At 60.6% G+C, this 19,639-nt stretch carries 22 protein-coding genes; 14 read left to right on the forward strand and 8 right to left on the reverse strand.

The window, feature by feature from the left end:
- Nucleotides 1-197: 197 nt before the first annotated feature.
- From uraH to NQL71_RS03750, 3 genes are all read left to right on the forward strand, one after another.
- Nucleotides 198-551, forward strand: a complete 354-nt coding sequence (gene uraH, locus NQL71_RS03740; protein ID WP_017339772.1) for a hydroxyisourate hydrolase — start codon at nucleotides 198-200, stop codon at nucleotides 549-551.
- Between the two features lie 266 nt (nucleotides 552-817).
- Nucleotides 818-1,684: a transcriptional regulator HexR gene (gene hexR / locus NQL71_RS03745; RefSeq protein ID WP_008056956.1), complete on the forward strand. Its 867-nt coding sequence runs from the start codon at nucleotides 818-820 to the stop codon at nucleotides 1,682-1,684.
- A 175-nt stretch (nucleotides 1,685-1,859) separates the two neighbouring features.
- A complete protein-coding gene (locus NQL71_RS03750) occupies nucleotides 1,860-2,072 on the forward strand; it encodes a PA3496 family putative envelope integrity protein (protein WP_046817973.1) in 213 nt (70 codons plus the stop codon).
- On the opposite strand, the gene NQL71_RS03755 is transcribed toward NQL71_RS03750, so the two are convergent.
- A complete protein-coding gene (locus NQL71_RS03755; protein ID WP_046817974.1) occupies nucleotides 2,014-2,976 on the reverse strand; it encodes a LysR family transcriptional regulator in 963 nt (320 codons plus the stop codon). The two genes, NQL71_RS03750 and NQL71_RS03755, sit on opposite strands and share 59 nt — an antisense overlap.
- Nucleotides 2,977-3,165: 189 nt before the next feature.
- Here NQL71_RS03755 and NQL71_RS03760 point away from each other — a divergent pair, with 189 nt between their 5' ends.
- From NQL71_RS03760 to NQL71_RS03770, 3 genes are all read left to right on the forward strand, one after another.
- A complete protein-coding gene (locus NQL71_RS03760) occupies nucleotides 3,166-4,581 on the forward strand; it encodes an acetyl-CoA carboxylase biotin carboxylase subunit (protein WP_046817975.1) in 1,416 nt (471 codons plus the stop codon).
- 11 nt (nucleotides 4,582-4,592) lie between these two features.
- On the forward strand, nucleotides 4,593-6,401 hold the full coding sequence (gene oadA, locus NQL71_RS03765) for a sodium-extruding oxaloacetate decarboxylase subunit alpha (protein WP_046817976.1): 1,809 nt from the start codon (nucleotides 4,593-4,595) through the stop codon (nucleotides 6,399-6,401).
- A 197-nt stretch (nucleotides 6,402-6,598) separates the two neighbouring features.
- A complete protein-coding gene (locus tag NQL71_RS03770) occupies nucleotides 6,599-7,657 on the forward strand; it encodes an AI-2E family transporter (RefSeq protein WP_046817977.1) in 1,059 nt (352 codons plus the stop codon).
- On the opposite strand, the gene NQL71_RS03775 is transcribed toward NQL71_RS03770, so the two are convergent.
- From NQL71_RS03775 to NQL71_RS03785, 3 genes are all read right to left on the reverse strand, one after another.
- Nucleotides 7,654-7,845, reverse strand: a complete 192-nt coding sequence (locus tag NQL71_RS03775; protein WP_046818011.1) for a hypothetical protein — start codon at nucleotides 7,843-7,845, stop codon at nucleotides 7,654-7,656. The genes NQL71_RS03770 and NQL71_RS03775 overlap by 4 nt on opposite strands.
- Nucleotides 7,846-7,968: 123 nt before the next feature.
- Nucleotides 7,969-8,163, reverse strand: coding sequence for a hypothetical protein (locus tag NQL71_RS03780; protein ID WP_046817978.1), 195 nt, complete (start codon nucleotides 8,161-8,163; stop codon nucleotides 7,969-7,971).
- 168 nt (nucleotides 8,164-8,331) lie between these two features.
- Entirely contained in the window at nucleotides 8,332-8,718 is a 387-nt protein-coding gene (locus NQL71_RS03785; protein ID WP_046817979.1) for a hypothetical protein, read from the reverse strand.
- Nucleotides 8,719-8,962: 244 nt separating this feature from the next.
- Here NQL71_RS03785 and NQL71_RS03790 point away from each other — a divergent pair, with 244 nt between their 5' ends.
- Nucleotides 8,963-9,790, forward strand: a complete 828-nt coding sequence (locus NQL71_RS03790) for a shikimate 5-dehydrogenase (protein WP_248686411.1) — start codon at nucleotides 8,963-8,965, stop codon at nucleotides 9,788-9,790.
- Between the two features lie 19 nt (nucleotides 9,791-9,809).
- On the opposite strand, the gene NQL71_RS03795 is transcribed toward NQL71_RS03790, so the two are convergent.
- Nucleotides 9,810-10,457 carry a YceH family protein gene (locus NQL71_RS03795; RefSeq protein WP_046817981.1) on the reverse strand — a complete coding sequence of 216 codons (648 nt, stop codon included), beginning with the start codon at nucleotides 10,455-10,457 and terminating at the stop codon, nucleotides 9,810-9,812.
- 172 nt (nucleotides 10,458-10,629) lie between these two features.
- Here NQL71_RS03795 and NQL71_RS03800 point away from each other — a divergent pair, with 172 nt between their 5' ends.
- The 3 genes from NQL71_RS03800 to NQL71_RS03810 all read left to right on the forward strand — a co-directional run bounded on the left by NQL71_RS03800 (nucleotide 10,630) and on the right by NQL71_RS03810 (nucleotide 13,578).
- A complete protein-coding gene (locus NQL71_RS03800) occupies nucleotides 10,630-11,802 on the forward strand; it encodes an acyl-CoA dehydrogenase family protein (RefSeq protein WP_046817982.1) in 1,173 nt (390 codons plus the stop codon).
- Nucleotides 11,799-12,992, forward strand: a complete 1,194-nt coding sequence (locus NQL71_RS03805; RefSeq protein WP_274642285.1) for an acyl-CoA dehydrogenase family protein — start codon at nucleotides 11,799-11,801, stop codon at nucleotides 12,990-12,992. Before NQL71_RS03800 ends, NQL71_RS03805 begins: the two co-directional genes overlap by 4 nt.
- Nucleotides 12,993-13,068: 76 nt before the next feature.
- On the forward strand, nucleotides 13,069-13,578 hold the full coding sequence (locus tag NQL71_RS03810; protein WP_046817984.1) for a DUF1993 domain-containing protein: 510 nt from the start codon (nucleotides 13,069-13,071) through the stop codon (nucleotides 13,576-13,578).
- A 126-nt stretch (nucleotides 13,579-13,704) separates the two neighbouring features.
- Here NQL71_RS03810 and sstT read toward each other — a convergent pair whose 3' ends face one another.
- A complete protein-coding gene (sstT, locus tag NQL71_RS03815; protein WP_046817985.1) occupies nucleotides 13,705-14,937 on the reverse strand; it encodes a serine/threonine transporter SstT in 1,233 nt (410 codons plus the stop codon).
- Nucleotides 14,938-15,251: 314 nt separating this feature from the next.
- On the opposite strand from sstT, the gene NQL71_RS03820 reads away from it, so the two are divergent.
- On the forward strand, nucleotides 15,252-16,406 hold the full coding sequence (locus NQL71_RS03820; RefSeq protein WP_046817986.1) for an MFS transporter: 1,155 nt from the start codon (nucleotides 15,252-15,254) through the stop codon (nucleotides 16,404-16,406).
- 4 nt (nucleotides 16,407-16,410) lie between these two features.
- On the opposite strand, the gene nhaR is transcribed toward NQL71_RS03820, so the two are convergent.
- Nucleotides 16,411-17,310 (reverse strand): transcriptional activator NhaR, encoded by a 900-nt coding sequence (gene nhaR / locus NQL71_RS03825; RefSeq protein WP_046817987.1) that lies wholly within the window; start codon nucleotides 17,308-17,310, stop codon nucleotides 16,411-16,413.
- Nucleotides 17,311-17,445: 135 nt separating this feature from the next.
- Between nhaR and NQL71_RS03830 the strand changes: the two genes are divergently transcribed.
- Nucleotides 17,446-17,688, forward strand: a complete 243-nt coding sequence (locus NQL71_RS03830) for a hypothetical protein (RefSeq protein WP_046817988.1) — start codon at nucleotides 17,446-17,448, stop codon at nucleotides 17,686-17,688.
- Between the two features lie 29 nt (nucleotides 17,689-17,717).
- A complete protein-coding gene (locus NQL71_RS03835) occupies nucleotides 17,718-18,467 on the forward strand; it encodes a TerC family protein (protein ID WP_046817989.1) in 750 nt (249 codons plus the stop codon).
- A gap of 71 nt (nucleotides 18,468-18,538) precedes the next feature.
- On the opposite strand, the gene NQL71_RS03840 is transcribed toward NQL71_RS03835, so the two are convergent.
- Entirely contained in the window at nucleotides 18,539-18,706 is a 168-nt protein-coding gene (locus NQL71_RS03840; RefSeq protein ID WP_274642286.1) for a hypothetical protein, read from the reverse strand.
- A 167-nt stretch (nucleotides 18,707-18,873) separates the two neighbouring features.
- Here NQL71_RS03840 and NQL71_RS03845 point away from each other — a divergent pair, with 167 nt between their 5' ends.
- Nucleotides 18,874-19,602, forward strand: coding sequence for a peptidase C39 family protein (locus NQL71_RS03845; RefSeq protein WP_077185480.1), 729 nt, complete (start codon nucleotides 18,874-18,876; stop codon nucleotides 19,600-19,602).
- The last annotated feature ends 37 nt before the right edge of the window (nucleotides 19,603-19,639 follow it).

Raw genomic sequence — 19,639 nt, forward strand, 5'->3', positions numbered from 1 at the left:
AAAATCGACGGCAAAAGCCTGTGGGCTGGCGGTGTCGGACGAAATGTCGTTTTTATTGTGTACAATTTTTTTGAAAAATGTCTTAATCAGTCGCTCGCCGCAGCTTTTCGTGCTCCGAATCGGTGCGGTCTCCTTTTCAACTGACTTCGGGAGGCGCGAGGTCTGGCTGCTTCCATGCAGGCAGGCGCGCAGAATCAATGGGACGTTTGACTACACACGTTTTGGACGCTGCACACGGTTGCCCGGGCAGCTCGATCAAGGTCGAGTTGTACCGCGTTGAAGGCTCGCAGCTGGAATTGGTCGCCAGCGCGATAACCAACAGCGATGGCCGTGTCGATGCACCGCTGCTGCAGGGCGATGACTACCGCACCGGGGTCTATCAGGTGCAGTTTCATGCAGGCGATTACTACCGCGCGCGTGGCGTGCAGTTGCCTACGCCTGCGTTCCTGGATGTAGTGGTGCTGCGTTTTGGCATCTCTGCCGAGCAGGATCACTACCATGTTCCGCTGTTGATTTCGCCCTACAGCTATTCAACGTACCGAGGAAGCTGATCCCCCAAGCGGCTTGCTCATCAATGAAGCGACTGCGCATATAGCTTCTTTGGTCTTTCGCCCGCTCACACTGCGGGCTTTTTTTTCGCGAAAAATCCTTGGCGGCAAAGGCCGGATTTACTGCTACATAAGGCTCATACCGCTAAAACAGGGTGTGACAAAGACAATTCAGTTACTTATTCAGCAGGCAAAAAGACGATTCATGTAGTATAACTACAAGCGTGCTACATCCCCGGCGCCTGCCAAATAAAAAAGAGTCCAGCCCTTTGAATCTGCTGCAACACATCGCCCAGTCTCGCCACCTGTTACGCAAGTCGGAACTCAAGGTTGCCGATCACGTTCTGCTTGATCCTGCGGCCGTGATGCACAGTTCCATGGCCGACCTGGCCCACAGCGTGGGTATCAGTGAGCCGACCATCGTGCGCTTTTGCCGCGCCATCGGTTGCTCGGGTTTCCAGGACTTGAAGCTCAAGCTGGCCCAGAGCCTGGCGGCAGGGGCCAGTTTTGGGCAGTTCGCGATCCATGAGGACGATTCGGTCGCCGACTACAGCCTGAAGATTTTCGATACCACGCTGCACACGCTGATGGAGGTCCGCGAAAAGCTCGATCCGCTGGAATTGCAGCGGGCGGTGACGCTCATGTCCCAGGCCCAGCGCGTGGAGTTCTATGGTTTCGGCGCTTCCGGAGCAGTGGCGGCGGATGCGCAACACAAATTCTTCCGTTTGCTGCTCACGGCGGCGGCGTATTCCGATCCGCATATGCAGGCGATGTCGGCGGTCACCCTGAAGCCGAGTGACGTGGCGATCTGCATCTCGCAGTCCGGTCGCTCCAAGGATTTGCTGATCACCGCCAACCTGGTGCGTGAGAGCGGCGCCTCCTTGATCACCTTGTGCCCGAGCCAGACGCCTCTGGCCGAGCTGTCGACCGTCAACCTGGCCATCGACGTTCACGAAGACACCGAAATCTACACGCCGCTGACCTCGCGTATCGCCCACCTGGTGGTCATCGATGTGTTGGCCATGGGCGTGGCCATGGCCCGCGGGCCGAGCCTGGTCAACCATCTCAAGAGCGTCAAGCGCAGCCTGCGCAGCTTGCGCCTGTCGCCAAAATCGGTAAAAGCCCTGGACGACTGACTTGTGGGCGCCCGGCTTGCCGGCGAAGGCGTCCTTGAGGCATGTGTTTGTCTTTAGGGCGCCTCGCTGGCAAGCCAGCTCCTACAGGGTTCATCTGTCTGTAACCGACCTGCCGCCAAACCGTCATCCCCCGCGCTTATCTTGAAACTCCCGTACTCGACTTGGGAGACTCGAAATGGCCCAGCCCTACGAAGAACGCAACAGCGCCGTCAAAACCCGTCGTCAGCAGGAAGACCAGCGCCGCATGGCGTTTCGTCGTGCAATCGAAGATCGCTGCGAACAACGCCAGCTTCTCGCCGAGATTGCCGATTTTACTGGCGACCTGGAACTCAATTACTGGCAGGCGGCGCCGACAGCTTCCCGTCGAAGCGCTCAACCAGCGCGCTGATCTGAATTCTTTCGCTACGAATGAACGCAAGGAAGGCGTGAGCCACCGGTGACAGGCGTTTGGCCTTGGCCTGTACCAGACACCAGCTGCGGTAGAGCGGCAGTTCGTCGATCGGCAACTCGATCAAACCGCCGGTGGCCAATTCAAGGTTCAGGGCGTGGCGCGTCAACAGTGCTACGCCCAGACCCGCCAGCACGCATTCACGCTGGGCTTCGGCCGAAGAGACCTCCTGGGTCTGGTTGAAGTGCACGCGCTTTTCCTTGAAGTACTCTTCGCAGGCCAGACGCGTTCCCGACCCCACCTCGCGCATCAGCAAGGTGTAGGGCTCAAGATCCTGCAGGCGCAATGGTCCCATATGGCACAGCGGGTGGTCGGGCGGTGCGACCGCAACGATCGGATTGTTCAGGAACGGCAGGAACTCCAGCCCCATGTCCTGGGGCACCATGGACATGATCACCAGGTCATCGCGGTTGTCCGACAGTCGCCGAATCACCTGGGCGCGATTGACCACCGTCAGTTGCAGGTTGACTTCCGGATGCTGGCGCTTGAAGGCGGCAAATAGATGCGGTACGAAATACTTGGCGCTGGATTCCACCGCCAGTTTCAGTTGGCCCTGCAGTGAGCCCTGCATGTCCGACAGTTGCATGTCGAGGTTTTCCAACCGTCCGAAGATGTCCCGGCTCGCGCGTTGCAGGGCTTCCGCCGCTTCGGTCATGTAGAGTTTCTTGCCGACATAATCGAACAGTGGCTGGCCCACCAGCTCCTCAAGTTGACGAATCTGTAGGCTGACGGCCGGTTGCGTGAGAGACATTTCGTCGGCTGCGCGGCTGTAGGACCTCAGGTCGCAGACTTCGTTGAAGATTTGCAATTGACGCAATGTCATACGCATCAAGGACTTACGCATTATCTGGACACTCTGGCCACGGGCTGGTGTGTCAACTATAAGTCTTTACTTATGCACGACCCAATAATTATTCATTTTTGTTAATCCCTTGTGAGCGCTAGTGTGGCGTTGCGACCAAACAGAAACATTTGGTCACGCGTCGACCTGTCAAGCAGGTCGTGGGTACCACCGGATCAAGGGAAACTCCAAGTGATAAAAAAGATCCTGATCGCCAACCGTGGTGAGATTGCCGTACGAATCGTACGCGCTTGTGCCGAAATGGGCATTCGCTCGGTCGCGATCTATTCCGACGCCGATCGCCATGCCCTGCATGTCAAGCGTGCGGATGAGGCCCACAGTATTGGTGCCGAGCCACTGGCCGGTTACCTGAACCCGCGCAAGTTGGTGAACCTGGCTGTGGAAACCGGTTGCGATGCCTTGCACCCAGGCTACGGTTTCCTGTCGGAAAACGCCGAACTGGCAGATATCTGCGCCGAACGCGGGATCAAATTCATCGGTCCATCGGCTGAAGTCATTCGCCGCATGGGCGACAAGACCGAAGCCCGCCGCAGCATGATCAAGGCAGGTGTTCCGGTCACCCCGGGAACCGAAGGCAACGTCGCCGGTATCGAAGAAGCGCTGACCGAAGGCGACCGCATTGGTTACCCGGTCATGCTCAAGGCCACTTCCGGTGGTGGCGGTCGCGGTATCCGTCGCTGCAACAGCCGTGAAGAACTTGAACAGGCATTCCCGCGCGTCATTTCCGAAGCCACCAAGGCGTTCGGTTCCGCGGAAGTGTTCCTGGAAAAGTGCATCGTCAACCCCAAGCACATCGAAGCGCAGATCCTCGGTGACAGCTTTGGCAACGTGGTGCACCTGTTCGAGCGTGATTGCTCGATCCAGCGCCGCAACCAGAAGCTCATCGAAATCGCCCCGAGCCCGCAACTGACCCCGGAACAGCGCGCCTACATCGGCGACCTGTCGGTGCGTGCAGCCAAGGCCGTGGGTTACGAGAACGCCGGTACCGTGGAGTTCCTGCTCGCCGAGGGCGAGGTGTACTTCATGGAAATGAACACCCGGGTGCAGGTGGAACACACCATCACCGAGGAAATCACCGGCATCGACATCGTCCGCGAGCAGATCCGCATTGCGTCCGGCCTGCCGCTCTCGGTGAAGCAGGAAGACATCCAGCACCGCGGTTTCGCGCTGCAATTCCGGATCAACGCCGAAGACCCGAAAAACAACTTCCTGCCCAGCTTTGGCAAGATCACCCGTTACTACGCACCCGGCGGTCCGGGCGTGCGGACCGACACGGCGATCTACACCGGCTACACCATTCCACCGTTCTACGACTCCATGTGCCTGAAACTGGTGGTCTGGGCGCTGACCTGGGAAGAAGCGATGGACCGTGGCTTGCGCGCACTGGACGACATGCGTGTGCAAGGCGTCAAGACCACTGCCGCGTACTACCAGGAAATCCTGCGTAACCCGGAATTCCGTAGCGGCCAGTTCAACACCAGCTTCGTCGAAAGCCACCCTGAACTGACCAACTACTCGATCAAGCGCAAACCCGAAGAGCTGGCCCTGGCCATCGCCGCCGCCATCGCCGCCCACGCAGGCCTGTGAGGAATAGAACAATGAGCAAGAAGATTCATGTAACCGACACCATCCTGCGCGACGCCCACCAATCGCTGCTCGCGACCCGCATGCGCACCGAAGACATGCTGCCGATCTGCGACAAGCTCGACAAGGTTGGCTACTGGTCGCTGGAATGCTGGGGCGGCGCGACGTTCGACGCCTGCGTACGTTTCCTCAAGGAAGACCCGTGGGAGCGTCTGCGCCAACTGCGCGCCGCACTGCCTAACACACGCCTGCAAATGCTCCTGCGCGGCCAGAACCTGCTGGGCTACCGCCACTACAGCGACGACGTGGTCAAGGCCTTTGTCGCCAAGGCCGCGGTCAACGGCATCGACGTGTTCCGCATCTTCGACGCCATGAACGACGTGCGTAACCTGCGCGTGGCCATCGAAGCGGTGAAAGCTGCCGGCAAGCATGCCCAGGGCACCATCGCCTACACCACCAGCCCGGTGCACACCATCGACGCGTTCGTGGCCCAAGCCAAGCAAATGGAAGCCATGGGTTGCGACTCGGTGGCGATCAAGGACATGGCCGGCCTGTTGACCCCGTACGCCACCGGCGAACTGGTGCGGGCGTTGAAAGCCGAACAGTCGCTGCCTGTGTTCATTCACTCCCATGACACCGCCGGTCTGGCCACCATGTGCCAGCTCAAGGCTATCGAAAACGGCGCCGACCACATCGACACCGCGATCTCCAGCTTCGCCTCGGGCACCAGCCACCCGGGCACCGAGTCGATGGTTGCTGCGCTCAAGGGCACCGAGTTCGACACTGGCCTGAACCTGGAACTGCTGCAAGAGATCGGCCTGTACTTCTACGCCGTGCGCAAGAAGTACCACCAGTTCGAAAGCGAATTCACCGCCGTCGACACCCGTGTTCAAGTCAACCAGGTACCGGGCGGGATGATTTCCAACCTGGCCAACCAGTTGAAAGAGCAGGGCGCCCTGAACCGCATGAGCGAAGTGCTGGCAGAGATTCCGCGCGTTCGCGAAGACCTCGGTTTCCCGCCACTGGTGACCCCGACTTCGCAGATCGTCGGCACCCAGGCGTTCTTCAACGTGTTGGCCGGCGAGCGCTACAAGACCATCACCAACGAAGTGAAGCTGTACCTGCAAGGCGGCTACGGCAAGGCGCCGGCGCCTGTGAACGAGCAACTGCGTCGCCAGGCCATTGGCAGCGAAGAAGTGATCGACGTTCGTCCAGCCGACCTGCTCAAGCCGGAAATGGCCAAGCTGCGTGCCGATATCGGTGCCCTGGCCAAGTCTGAAGAAGACGTGCTGACCTACGCCATGTTCCCGGACATCGGGCGCAAGTTCCTCGAAGAGCGCGCAGCGGGCACCTTGACCCCTGAAGTGCTGTTGCCGATTCCTGAAGCCGGTGGCGTCGCCTCGGCCGGCGGTGAAGGCGTGCCAACCGAGTTCGTCATCGACGTCCACGGCGAAACCTACCGCGTCGACATCACCGGTGTCGGCGTCAAGGCCGAAGGCAAGCGTCACTTCTACCTGTCCATCGACGGCATGCCGGAAGAAGTGGTGTTCGAACCGCTCAATGAATTCGTCGGCGGTGGCAGCAGCAAACGCAAGCAGGCGTCGGCCCCGGGCCACGTCAGCACCACCATGCCAGGCAACATCGTTGATGTGCTGGTCAAGGAGGGCGACACCGTCAAGGCGGGCCAGGCTGTGTTGATCACCGAAGCGATGAAGATGGAAACCGAAGTCCAGGCGGCCATCGCCGGCAAAGTCACCGCCATCCATGTGGCCAAGGGCGACCGGGTGAACCCGGGCGAGATCCTGATCGAGATCGAAGGCTGAGTTAACAGCCGCGATACAACGCTTTAAACCTCGGGGGGGCATGTGCTCCCCTTTTTTTTGCCTGGAATTTGACGACTGATCTCTTCGACACCTCCCTTGCCATGCTTTTTCACCAAGCGCACGGCACTCGCGCGCGCCGTAGTGGCCTAACCATCAGGGCGCAACGTTGCGTGCCGGTGGACTGACCTGGATCGGACATGAACGAAGAGACGCTGAAAGATAAATCGCTGGCGGTTTTGCTGGTGTTGGTGAGCATTGCGTTCATCTGGATCCTGCTGCCGTTCTACGGTGCGGTGTTCTGGGCGGTGATCCTGGGGATTGTCTTTGCGCCGATGCAGCGCCGGTTGCAACTCAAGTTCGGCTGGCAGCGCAACCTGACTTCGCTGTGTACCTTGAGCATCTGCCTGGTGATCGCGATCCTGCCCGTGATCATCATCAGCATGCTGCTGGTTCAGGAAGGCGCGGCGCTGTACAAGAGCGTCGAAAGCGGTGAGTTGGACATTGCCGGCTATGTGACGCGGTTCAAGCACAACCTGCCGCCATATTTCCAGCATTTGCTCGACCGGTTCGGCGTGGGTGAGCTGAATGGGCTGCGGGAGAAGATCGTCAAGAGCGCGATGGCGGGTGGCGAGGTGACGAATCGGGTGTTCATTCTTGGCCAGGGCACGTTCGAGTTCGTCGTCAGCTTTTTCATCATGCTCTACCTGCTGTTTTTCTTCCTGCGCGACGGAGCCGAACTGGCGCGCAAGGTGCGCATGGCCGTGCCGCTGGAGGAACACCAGAAGCGCCGTCTGCAGCTCAAGTTCAACCGCGTGGTGCGGGCCACGGTGAAGGGCAATCTGCTCGTGGCGATGACCCAGGGTGCATTAGGCGGTTTGATCTTCTGGTTCCTGGACATTCCCAGCGCACTGGTCTGGGCGGTGTTGATGGCGTTTCTGTCGCTGTTGCCGGCGGTCGGGGCGGGAATTGTCTGGGCGCCCGTAGCGGCATTTTTCCTGCTCACCGGCGCTATCTGGCAGGGCGTGGTACTGGGGTTGTTCGGGATATTCGTGATTGGCCTGGTGGATAACGTGCTGCGACCGATCCTGGTGGGCAAGGACACGAAGATGCCGGACTACATGATCCTGATCTCGACTCTGGGTGGCCTGGCGATGTTCGGGCTCAACGGTTTTGTCATCGGCCCGTTGATCGCGGCCCTGTTCATGTCGAGCTGGGCCATTTTCATCGAGACCAAACCGCGGGTCCAGCTGCCTTAGGCGCTGAGCTTGCCAGCCTGTCCCATGCCGAGTCGCTGGGACAGCGCCTGGGCGTCGGGCAGCGAGGTGAGCGGGCCGCTGATCTGTTCGCCGTCCTGGACCAGGTACCAGCAGGCGAGCAAGCCAAGCGCCCTGAGCGGTGCGGGAACGGCGCTGCCGATAACGGACATGATTTGTACTTGAGACATCATAAGGACCTCCATCAATCTGTGGAGTCACCTTACGGTCCGGGCGCTTCGAGGAACAATCAACGCTTTCAATAGTGGTCATTGATGCCAGTGAGGTCAGCTGGCCGGCTGGCCGGCTGGCGCTCAGTCGACCACCTGATCGAGCATATGGACCACTTCCTGCTCGTTGAGCAGGCCTTTGCGCACCAGGTTCTGCGCCAGCAGCGAAAGGAACTTGGCGCTGCGATGGCCTTCCAGGTGCTTGAGTTCGGTCAGGGCGTTGTAGACCTTGCTGGAAGTGCACAGGCCATTGATGCGATGCGGGTTTTGCGTGGGCATAAGCTCGTCCTTGTTGTTATCGACCTGCTGTTGTTGGACAGGTTCGCACTTAATCTTGCCAACATCGACCGTCGACACTGTCCCGATAGCGACACTGACAGGATTTTTCCAGACCTGCGACGACGAACGGCAGTTCGCAGGCGCGAACGAGCGCCTGCGAATCTTCGATTACCAGCGGCCGTGTCCGTGGGGAGGGCCGTAATAGCCGCGAGGCGGGCCGTAGTAGCCACGGGGTGGGCCGTAATAGACCGGCGCCGGGCGATAGTAGATGGGTTGGCCCACATACACCGGTGCTGGCTGGTAGTAAACCGGTGGCGGTGGCGCCATGTATACCGGCTGCGGTTGGGCGTAAACCGGCTGGGCGTAGACCGGTTGCGGCGTCACATATACGGGCCGGTTACTGTTGATGATTGCCGAGCCAACGATGGCCGAGCCGACGATTGCGCCAAATACCGCCGGACCTTCCCAGCCGCCACCGCCGCCATGTGCCTCTGCTTGCCCTGCGACAGCCAGGGCGCCGATCAGCAAGGCCACTGTGGGGATTCTACGGATCATGATGACTCCTCGGTTCTTCGCCCCGGCGCTTGCGTCTGCAATAGACTCAAGGAATGTCGCGGGGATACTCCTAAGACAGCTTTTTTTTGAAAATCAGCACAGCCACCAGGTAAATTTTGTGTAAGGTCTGTGTCGGCGAACTTACGCTCGCGCGGCGTCGACCAAGGCATGCGACCATGATTGATCAGAACTCGATGGACCGGCTAATCCCGTCCATCCGAAAATGCAATACAAGGAGATTCACATGCAGATGAACCCCAACAGAGACACCCAGCTGTGCATGTCCCTCTCCGGACGGCCCGGGAACTTTGGCCTGCGATTTCACAATCATCTGTATGAGCAACTGGGGCTGAATTTCTACTACAAGGCGTTTTCCAGCCAGGATTTGCCGGGGGCCGTCGGCGGCATCCGCGCCCTGGGTATTCGCGGTTGCGGCGTATCGATGCCGTTCAAGGAAGCCTGCATTGCCTTGGTCGATGAGCTGGACCCTTCCGCCGCGGCCATCCAGTCGATCAACACCATCGTCAATACCGACGGGCATCTCAAGGCGTTCAACACCGACTACATCGCCATTGCCCAGTTGCTGCAGACCCACCAGGTGTCCAGGGACACCACGTTTGCCCTGCTGGGCAGTGGCGGCATGGCCAAGGCCGTGGCCAGCGCCTTGCGCGATGGCGGATACCACAACGGCCTGATCGTGGCCCGCAACGAGCGAACCGGCCAGGCGTTGGCCAAGTCACTGGGCTACTCCTGGCAAGCCGAGCTGGGCGACCGGCGCCCGCAAATGCTCATCAACGTCACGCCCATCGGCATGACCGGTCCGCAAGCCGACCAGCTGGCGTTCGACGCCAAAGCCATCGAGGCTGCGGATATCGTCTTCGATGTGGTCGCGGTTCCTTCGGAAACCCCGCTGATCCTGCGCGCTCGTGCCGAGGGCAAACATGTCATCACCGGGCTCGAAGTGATCGCGATCCAGGCACTGGAGCAGTTTGTGCTCTATACCGGCGTGCGCCCGACCGATGAGCAGTTTCAAAAGGCCGTGGAGTTTGCTCGCAGCAGCCTTGTCTACTGATGCAAAGGCCGCCCGGCTTTTATTCGAGACGCGCCAAGCGCTCTTCCAACGCGGCAATCCGGGCTTCCAGCTCTTCGATTCGCTCAACCGACACCGCGCCGCCAGCACCACGCTCCGGCGCATTCTGACGGGCAGCGAGAATCGCTTCGATATCCGCCGGATCACCCAGCGCGTGGGTATAACGATCTTCACGCTGGCCGGCCTGGCGCGCAATCAGCACTGCCAGGCCGCGGGCAATCAGGCGTTCGAGCTGATGCACCACCTGCTCGGCATCCTCGAAATCATGCATGCGCCCGCTGCGGGTCAGCAGTTCGTTGACCGTCTGCGGTCCCCTTAAAAACAACAGGCCGGTCAGGATCACCTGCGCGGGCACCAGTTCCAGTGCCTTGTCGACCTTGTGCTCCCAGCGATCGGCACGGCTGCCCATCACCAGTCGGGTGAATCCGCGTCCTTCGAGGGCGCGCAGGCTTTGGCCGACCTGGCCCTGGGTGAGGTTCATTACCGGCTCGCGGCTGGTTTTCTGGTTGCAGGCAATCACCAGGGCATTGAGGGTCAGGGGATAGGTTTCCGGGCTGGTGGCCTGTTTCTCGATCAACGAACCCAGAATGCGGATTTCCGTACTGTTGAGCCGCGGCTCGTCGAAAGTCGTCTCTTGCTCAGTGCTCATGGTTCTGCATCCTTAGCCGATTCATGTTTTTCACTTGCGTAGGTGCACTTTGACATCGCCCGTTCGGACTAGGCAAGGCTGACGATTCAGTCGCGTCCGGGCGGCGCCAAACTTCATGCTCAAAGGGGTGTTGCGCCACGCGCGCCCCGCCAAACGAGCAGAAGGCGCCGCGATGGAGTTTGCATTCAGCGACGAACAGGAAATGATCCGCGAGTCGGCCGAGGGTTTCCTCGCCGATGTATCGGATTCGGCCGCCGTGCGCGCGGCAATGGTCAGCGAACGGGGGTTCGATGAGGCCCTCTGGCAGCGTCTGTGCCAGGAAATGTACTGGCCGGCCATTCATATTCCCGAAACCTATGGAGGCTTGGGCCTCGGCTTTGTCGAGCTGGCAATCTTGCTGGAGCAAATGGGCCGGCGTTTGCTGTGCTCGCCTTTTTTCGCCACCACCTGCATGGCCACGCCTGCACTGTTGCTGGCCGCCAATGATGAGCAGAAGCAGCGCTGGCTGCCGTCGATCGCCGACGGCAGCGTGACCGCGACCCTGGGCTTCAGCAGCGCCAACGGCTGGTCAGCCGACGATGTACAGGCAACGGTAGTGGTCGAAGGCGATGGCTTTGTCCTCGACGGCACCCTCAAGCATGTACTCGATGGGCACGGCGCCGACCTGTTGATCATTGCCGCACGGCAGCCCGGAACGGCCGGCGAAGCGGGCATCAGCCTGTTCGCCGTTGATGCCGTGCGGGCAGGTATCGAGCGGCACCTGCTGGCGACCATGGACCAGACCCGGCGCCAGGCACGCATCGAACTCAAGGGCCTGTACCTCGAAGCCGACTGCCTGCTGGGAGAGCTCGGCAACGGCTGGCGGCACCTGGAGCGGGTCCTGCAACTGGCCTGCATCGGCCTGGCAGCCGAGCAGACCGGCGGCGCGCAGCAGGTGCTCGACCTCAGCGTGGCCTACATGCAGGAGCGTCAGCAGTTCGGCCGCCCCATTGCCAGTTTCCAGGCACTCAAGCACCGCGCCGCCGACATGATGCTGCAAGTCGAATGCGCGCGGTCCGCCAGCTATTACGCGGCGTGCGTGGCCCAGGAAGTCCTCGATCCGCAGGGCGATCCGCAGGTCGCGTCCGAACTGCCACTGGCGGCAGCGTTGGCCAAGGCGCAGTGCTCGGAAACCTTTTTCCACTGTGCATCCGAATCGATCCAGTTGCACGGCGGTGTCGGTTTCACCTGGGAATACGACCCGCACCTCTACTTCAAGCGCGCCCGTGCCAGCGAGAGCTTCCTCGGGCTACCGGCCTGGCATCGCGAGCGCATTGCTTCGGTGATCCTCGGAGAGCAGCCATGAAAATCAGTTTCAGCGAGCAGGACGAGCGCTTTCGCCAGGAAGTCGCCGACTGGATGAGCAACAACCTCTGCGGGGAATTCGAGCCGCTGCGTTTTCGCGGTGGCCCGGGCGATGAGCACATGTTTCCCGAAGAGCGCAAAGCCTGGGAGCGCAAGCTCGCCGAAGGCGGCTGGACCTGCGTCGGCTGGGCGCCGCAGCATGGCGGGCGCGGCCTGTCGATCACCCAACAGGTGATCTTCAACGAAGAATACGCCCGCGCCGGTGGCCCTGGGCGTATGGGGCATATCGGCGAAGGCCTCGCCGGGCCGACCATCGCCGCATTTGGCACGCTTGAGCAGCAACAGCGTTTTCTGCCGGGGATCGTCAGTGGCACGAGTTTCTGGTGCCAGGGCTATTCCGAGCCGGGCGCCGGTTCCGACCTGGCCAACGTCAAGACCCGCGCGACGTTGGACGAAGCCAGCGGCAGTTGGGTGATCAACGGCCAGAAAGTCTGGACCTCGCTGGCCCATGAGTCGGACTGGTGCTTTGTGATCGCTCGCACCGAACCGGGCAGCGTCGGCCATCGCGGTTTGTCGTTCCTGCTGGTGCCCATGGCGCAGGCAGAAATAACCGTACGGCCCATCGAGCAACTCACTGGCACCTCGGAATTCAACGAAGTGTTCTTTGACGATGCCCGCACCGACGCCGCCAACATCATCGGTGCGCCAGGCGAAGGCTGGAAGATCGCCATGGCGCTGCTGGGTTTCGAGCGGGGCGTGTCGACCCTCGGCCAGCAGATGCAGTTCCAGAACGAACTCAACGAAATCATCGCCATCGCCAAGGCCAATGGCGCCGCCCGCGATCCGATCCTGCGCCAACGCCTGGCCGAGGCCTGGAGTGGGCTGCGGATCATGCGCTACAACTCGCTGCGCATGCTCTCGGGGAGCCAGGACGGTTCGCTGCGCAAGGAGGCGACCATCTACAAGCTGTTCTGGTCGACCTGGCATGCCAGCCTCGGCAAGTTGGCGATGGACGTGCTCGGCGCCGAGGCGGAATTGCTCGACGCCGCGCCTTATCAACTGACCCGCCTGCAGTCGCTGTACCTGTTCAGCCGCGCCGACACCCTCTACGGCGGCAGCAACGAAATCCAGCGCAACATCATCGCCGAGCGTGCCTTGGGCATGCCCAGGGAACCGCGTTGGAGCCGTTAAAAAAGAGCGGTCCCGGGAGGGCTGCGCACGGCTATAATCGGCCGACGTTTTCCTCCTGTCATCACATGAGACTGCCATGACTATTTCCCTGTACGACGCTTCCGTGCCTGTTTTCCAGCAAATGCTCAACGCCCTGAGCGGTGTGCTGAAAAAGGCTGAGGCCCACGCCACCGAGAAAAACATCGACCCGAACGCTTTCCTGCAAGCGCGCCTGTACCCGGACATGTTCCCGCTGGTGCGCCAGGTGCAGATCGCCGTTGATTTCGCCAAGGGCGTTACTTCCCGCCTGGCTGAAGTTGAATTGCCGAAATACGACGACACCGAAACCACCTTCGCCGAGTTGCAAGCGCTGATCGCCAAGGTGTTGGCCTACATCGGCGAGTTCACCCCTGAACAGATCAACGGCAAGGAAGGCATCGAGATCGTGACCCGTCCAGGCACGCCGAAAGAGAAGCGCTTCTCCGGCCAGGCTTACCTGCTGACCTACGGCCTGCCGCAGTTCTTCTTCCACGTCACCACCGCCTACGCGCTGCTGCGTCACAACGGCGTGGAAGTGGGCAAGCGCGACTACATGGGCGCGTTCTAAACCGTCCAGGTACAAAAAAGCCTCCGCAGCCTTGGGTTGCGGAGGCTTTTTCATATGTACGCATTTTTCATTTTCACCGCGGCCCCCTGTGGGAGCGAGCAGGCTCGCTCCCACAGGGGATTTGGATTAGGCCAATCGTGCTGCTTTTTCTTCTTCACCCAGGCAAGCCGCCGCGGTGAACAGCACATCGGTGGACGAATTCAGCGCGGTTTCCGCCGAGTCCTGCAACACGCCGATGATGAAACCGACCGCCACCACCTGCATGGCGATTTCGCTCGGAATGCCGAACAGGCTGCACGCCAGCGGGATCAGCAACAGCGAACCACCGGCCACGCCCGAAGCGCCACAGGCGCAGATGGCAGCAACGACGCTCAGCAGAATGGCGGTCGGAATGTCCACGGCGATGCCCAGGGTGTGAACGGCCGCCAGGGTCAGCACGGTGATGGTGATCGCCGCACCGGCCATGTTGATGGTGGCACCCAGCGGGATCGACACCGAGTAGGTGTCTTCGTGCAGGCCCAGGCGCTTGCTCAGTTCCAGGTTGACCGGAATGTTCGCCGCCGAACTGCGGGTGAAGAACGCGGTGATGCCGCTCTCGCGCAGGCAGGTCAGTACCAGTGGATACGGATTGCGGCGCAGTTTCCAGAACACGATGAGTGGGTTCATCACCAGCGCGACGAACAGCATGCAGCCCAGCAGCACGGCCAGCAGATGCGCATAGCCGATCAAGGCGCCGAAGCCGGAGGTGGCCAGGGTCGAGGCCACCAGGCCAAAGATCCCCAGTGGCGCGAAGCTGATCACCAGCCGCACGATCACGGTCACGCCATTGGACAGGTCGCCCAGCACTTCACGGGTGGTATTGCCGGCATGGCGAATGGCGATACCCATGCCGATGGCCCACGCCAGGATGCCGATGAAGTTGGCGTTCATCAGTGCGCTGACCGGGTTGTCGACCACGCTCAGCAGCAGGCTTTGCAGCACTTCACCGATACCGCCCGGTGCGGTCACCGCCACGTCCTGGGTCGACAGCACCAGGCTGGACGGGAACATCATGCTGGCAACCACAGCGACCACGGCGGCGGCGAAAGTCCCTAGCAGGTACAGGAACAGAATCGGCCGGATGTGGGTTTCCTGGCCGTGCTTGTGGTTGGCGATCGATGCCATGACCAGCACGAACACGAGGATCGGCGCCACTGCTTTCAGGGCGCTGACGAAGACTTTGCCGATAAACGCCGTGGACTTGGCAGTTTCAGGCGCGATCAAGGCCAGGGCAATACCGGCAATCAGGCCGATCACGATTTGCGTGACCAGGCTCAGGCGTTTCAGGCGTTGCAAGAGAGAAGGGGATGAAGCAGTCATAAAACGGCATCTCGGATTTTTATAAGTGCATGGATTCCCGGTTGCAGCAACAAGCGAGGCAGGCTGCAGTCGGGAAACCGGGAGGGCAAGTCTTGTCGAGCAATTGGGTGTACATTTTTCAGGGCGCGGACTTTATCACAGCGTAGGCAGGATCCTTCAGGCCTGTGACGAACTGCCGCCCGGCTGTTCAACCCGATATGCAGGTTCGTGCAACCGCATCCGTTATCACTCTGTTAATATTCGCCATCCTCATTTTCATGTCTGCCAGTGGGCCTTCGGGCTATCGCTGGCGTCGTCGTTTTCTGGAGTTGTGCATGCTGTTGCCCATTCTTCTGTTGTCTGCCGCCGGGTTCACGGTGCTGACCACGGAATTCGTCATCGTCGGCCTGTTGCCGGCCATCGCCCGTGATCTGGACGTCAGCATCCCGCAAGCCGGCCTGCTGGTTACCCTGTTCGCCTTCACCGTTGCCGCCTTCGGGCCGTTCCTCACGGCGTATTTCGCCCGCTTCGAGCGACGCAAGCTGTTTATCTCGGTACTGATCCTGTTCGGCCTGGCCAATACCCTGGCGGCGCTGGCGCCGAACATCTGGGTGATGGCGTTTGCCCGGTTGATCCCGGCGCTGGGGTTGCCGGTGTTCTGGGCGCTGGCCAGCGAGACCGCAGTGGACATCGTCGGGCCGGAGTACGCCGGCCGCGCCATCGCCAAGATCGGCTTCGGCATTGTCTGTGCCACGGTGTTCGGCATTCCCGTGGGTACGTTGATTTCCGACGCATTCGGCTGGCGCAGTGCGTTCGCCATCCTGGCGGTCATTGCCTTTGCCAAGGCGCTGCTGCTGTTTATCTACCTGCCGAAAACCAACCTGCACCAGCATCAAGTGAGCTTCCTTTCGCAGTTCAAGATCCTGCGCAGCCCGCTGATGCTGGGGCATGTGCTGCTGTCGGTGGTGGTGTTCAGCGGCATGTTCACGGCCTACACCTACCTGGCCGACATCCTCGAGCGCCTGGCCGGGTTCAACGGCACCGTGGTCGGCTGGTGCCTGATGGGCTTCGGTGCGGTCGGCTTGATCGGCAACTCGCTGGGCGGGCGTGCGGTGGATCGTCACCCGCTGATGGCGTCAATGATGTTCTGTGCGTTGATGATTGCCGGACTGGTGGCCCTGGTGCCAAACATCCACTCGCCCCTCGGCCTGGCGGCGGCGATGGGCATCTGGGGCGTGACCCAGGCGGCGATGTTCCTGGTCAGTCACGTGCGCTTGATGAAAGCCGCGCCGGAAGCGCCAGCGTTCGCCGCTTCGCTGAACATTGCCGGCGCCAACCTGGGTATTGGCCTGGGTGCGATGATCGGCGGTTCGGTGATCGACAGCGTAGGGCTGCAGGGTCTTGGCTTCGCGGCGGCCGCGCTTATCCTCGCCTCGGTCCTGCTGGCGATTGCCCTGATGACGTTCAAGCCCCGGGAAATCTGCGCCTGAGGCTTCACAGTTCGGTAAACAACTCGCGTCGGGCACCTTCGGTAATGGCGACAATGCCAGGGTGCTTGACCTTGCGCTCCACCGAAATGGCGTAGAACGACTCGCTCACCGCGTCGGTCTGGCCAATCACTTGCACGCCGTATTGGCGTTTCACTTCGTCGGCGATCACGCTCGGGCCGATGAAAATCCCGCTGCCGGATTGGCCGAAAGCCTGCATCAAGGCGCTGTCGTCGAATTCACCGACGATCTGCGGCTGGATCTGCTGCTCGGCGAACCAGCGTTGCAGACGGCTACGCACCACGGTCTCCGGTCCGGGAATCAGCAAGGGTGCGCCGTGCAGGCTGCGGGGGAAGTCCTGGCCGTAACGCGCGGCAAGTTCGGCGGTGGCAAAGAAACTGATCCCGCATTCGCCGAGTTTCTGGCTATAGCCCTTGATGTCCAGGTGCGAGGGCATCGGGCTGTCGGATATCACCAGGTCCAGACGCTGGATGGCCAGGTCGGCCAGCAACCGCTCAAGCTTGTCTTCGCGGCAGGTGATGCGCAGTGGCTCATTCAATTCCATGGTCGGCGCGATCAGGCGATAGACGATGGACTTGGGCACCACGTCGGCCACGCCTACGCGAAAGAGGATCTGTTGTTCGTTGGGCTGAGCCCGCAACATCAATTCCAGTTCACCTCCCAACTGAAACATTTGCTCGGCGTAGGGCAGTGTTTGCCGCCCGGCCTCCGTCAGCTCAAGCTGCCGGCCAACCCGGCGGAACAACTCAATGCCATAGGTTTGTTCGAGCAGCGATATCTGCCCGCTGATGGTTTGGGGTGTCAGGTTCAGTTGCTCGCAGGCGCGCACGATGCTGCCTGTCTTGGCCACCACCCAGAAGTAATGCAATTGTCGATAGTTGAGCATGGGAATCAACAGTTCGTTAAAACCGAAGTATAACCGCTAAAAAAACGAATTTTCCTGAAGTGTTCATTTCCCTAGAATCCCTCGCTATCAACGGGCCATCGTTTCGGCCGCGTTTGTTATATCGAGGAAAATCACATGAAGCTTAAAGCGACGGCACTGCTGATCACGTCTTTACTGATTCTGGCCGGTTGTGACCAGGCCGAAAAAAGCGCCCAGCAGTTGATGGGCAAGGCGGCCGAAAGCGCGAAACAGGCAATCGACGACACTCACAAAGCCGCCGAGCAAGCGCTCAGCGATGCCACCGGCGGACTGATCAGCAAAAAAGAATCATCGGAAAAAGAGGCGGAAAAATCCGCATCTTCCTCCCAGGAAATCTAAACCGTCTTACAGCGAGTCAGGACTGACCCATGGAATACCTTTTACAGCTAGCCGCCAGCCCCACCGCCTGGGTCGCCCTGGCCACCCTGGTAGTGATGGAAATCGTGCTCGGCATCGATAACCTCATCTTCATTTCGATCCTGACCAACAAACTGCCCGAGCAGCATCGGCAGAAGGCGCGGCGCATCGGTATCGGCATGGCGCTGATCCTGCGCTTGGGCTTGCTCAGCACCATCGCGTTCATCGTTCAGTTGACGGCGCCGGTGATCGAGATTCTTGGCCATGCGTTTTCCTGGAAGGACATGATCCTGGTCGCCGGCGGCCTGTTCCTGTTGTGGAAAGCCACCACCGAGATCCATCACAGCATGGATCCGGCGCCGGAAGATCCGAAGTCGGCGACTTCGACCGTGACCCTGGGCTTTGCCGCGGCGATCGGCCAGATCCTGATGCTGGACATGGTGTTCTCCATCGACAGCATCATTACTGCTGTCGGCATGACCGAACATTTGCCGATCATGATCATTGCCGTGGTGGTGTCGGTGCTGGTGATGTTGCTGGCGGCGGATCCCCTGGCCAAGTTCATCAATGACAACCCGACGGTCGTGATGTTGGCCCTGGGCTTCCTGATCATGATCGGCATGACGCTGATCGCCGAAGGGTTTGGCGCCCACGTACCGAAGGGCTACGTTTATGCCGCGATGGCGTTCTCGGCAGCGATCGAGGTGTTGAACATGATGTCCCGGCGGGCAAGGCAGAAGCGGGTTGCTGCTGAAGCTTGATCCTCGCTGAAACGAAACGGCCGCCTGGAGTCCAGGCGGCCGTTTTTTTATGCATGACCCAAAGCGTTCGTTCAGTGGGCGTTTGCGTGTTGAGCAGCACCTTTGTCGGTTTTAGCCAGGGGGGCCGGCTGGGCAGGGTGATGGTGCCGGCGGGTAATGCGCAGGACGCCCCACAGCATGGCGGCGGCTACCGCCAGCCAGCCGGAAATCAGCATTACGATTGTCATAGCCAGGCTCATCGAGGCCTCCTCTTTGCCCTGCAGCGGGCACACACGCTATTCAAGTGACAGTCTAGCCGCTGGCGTGTTTCAAGCTATTGACCAAAGGTCGCCTGTCATCAACCAGTTTGCTCTATCGAATGCAAACGACTGCCGGTTAAGGCTATACCGCCGCGGCGCGGCGTCCTATGATCGACGGCCAAGCCGGGAATGCGATTGCCTGGCAACTGAACATGAGAGTGATGATGGTACGAGTAATGTCTCGAATTCTATCGGCGGCGCTGATCGTGGGGTGCGTCGCCAGTCTGGCGGGCTGCGCGGGGAGCGTATCGCCGCAGATCAAGCGCCTGCCGGAACGGGTCGAACTCAGCGGTCGGTTCTACAAGGGCGTAGCGAATCAAAGCGGGCCGCAGGTCCTGGCGAGCATGCTATCGCAGCAGGGCATCGTGATTACCCCGGGGCTCCTCGACAAACCGCTGCGTTTGCCGGGCGCCGAAGCCCAATTGCAACAGAACATGCAAAACCTCGCCCGCGAATACGGCATGGTGGTCTATCCCCTCGACAGCAATCTGCCCGCCTTGCTGACCCAGGTCGCGGCCGGCTACCCGGTTATGGTGCGCTTCACCGAAGGCTCGGCGCTGTGGTCCGAACCACGTTACGCGATCCTGACCGGCTACAACCGGCAGAAGCAGACTGTTTTGCTGCGCGCGGGCATGGATCAGCGCTTGATGATGAGCTTCGGCTCGTTCGAGTCGGCGTTCAAGGATGCCGGTGGATGGGCGGTGTTGATCCAGAACCCGACCCAGTTGCCCGCTCAGGTCGATCAGCAACGTTGGCTGAAGGCAGCTAACGATCTCGCCCAGTCAGGCCAGGAACAGGCTGCCGCCAAGGCGAAGAAAGCGCTGGGTGCGCAGTAAGCCCGTTCGTCACCCGCCGGGCACCTGTGCTCATCGC

The organism is Pseudomonas serbica (assembly GCF_028823535.1).
GTDB classification, from domain to species: domain Bacteria; phylum Pseudomonadota; class Gammaproteobacteria; order Pseudomonadales; family Pseudomonadaceae; genus Aquipseudomonas; species Aquipseudomonas serbica.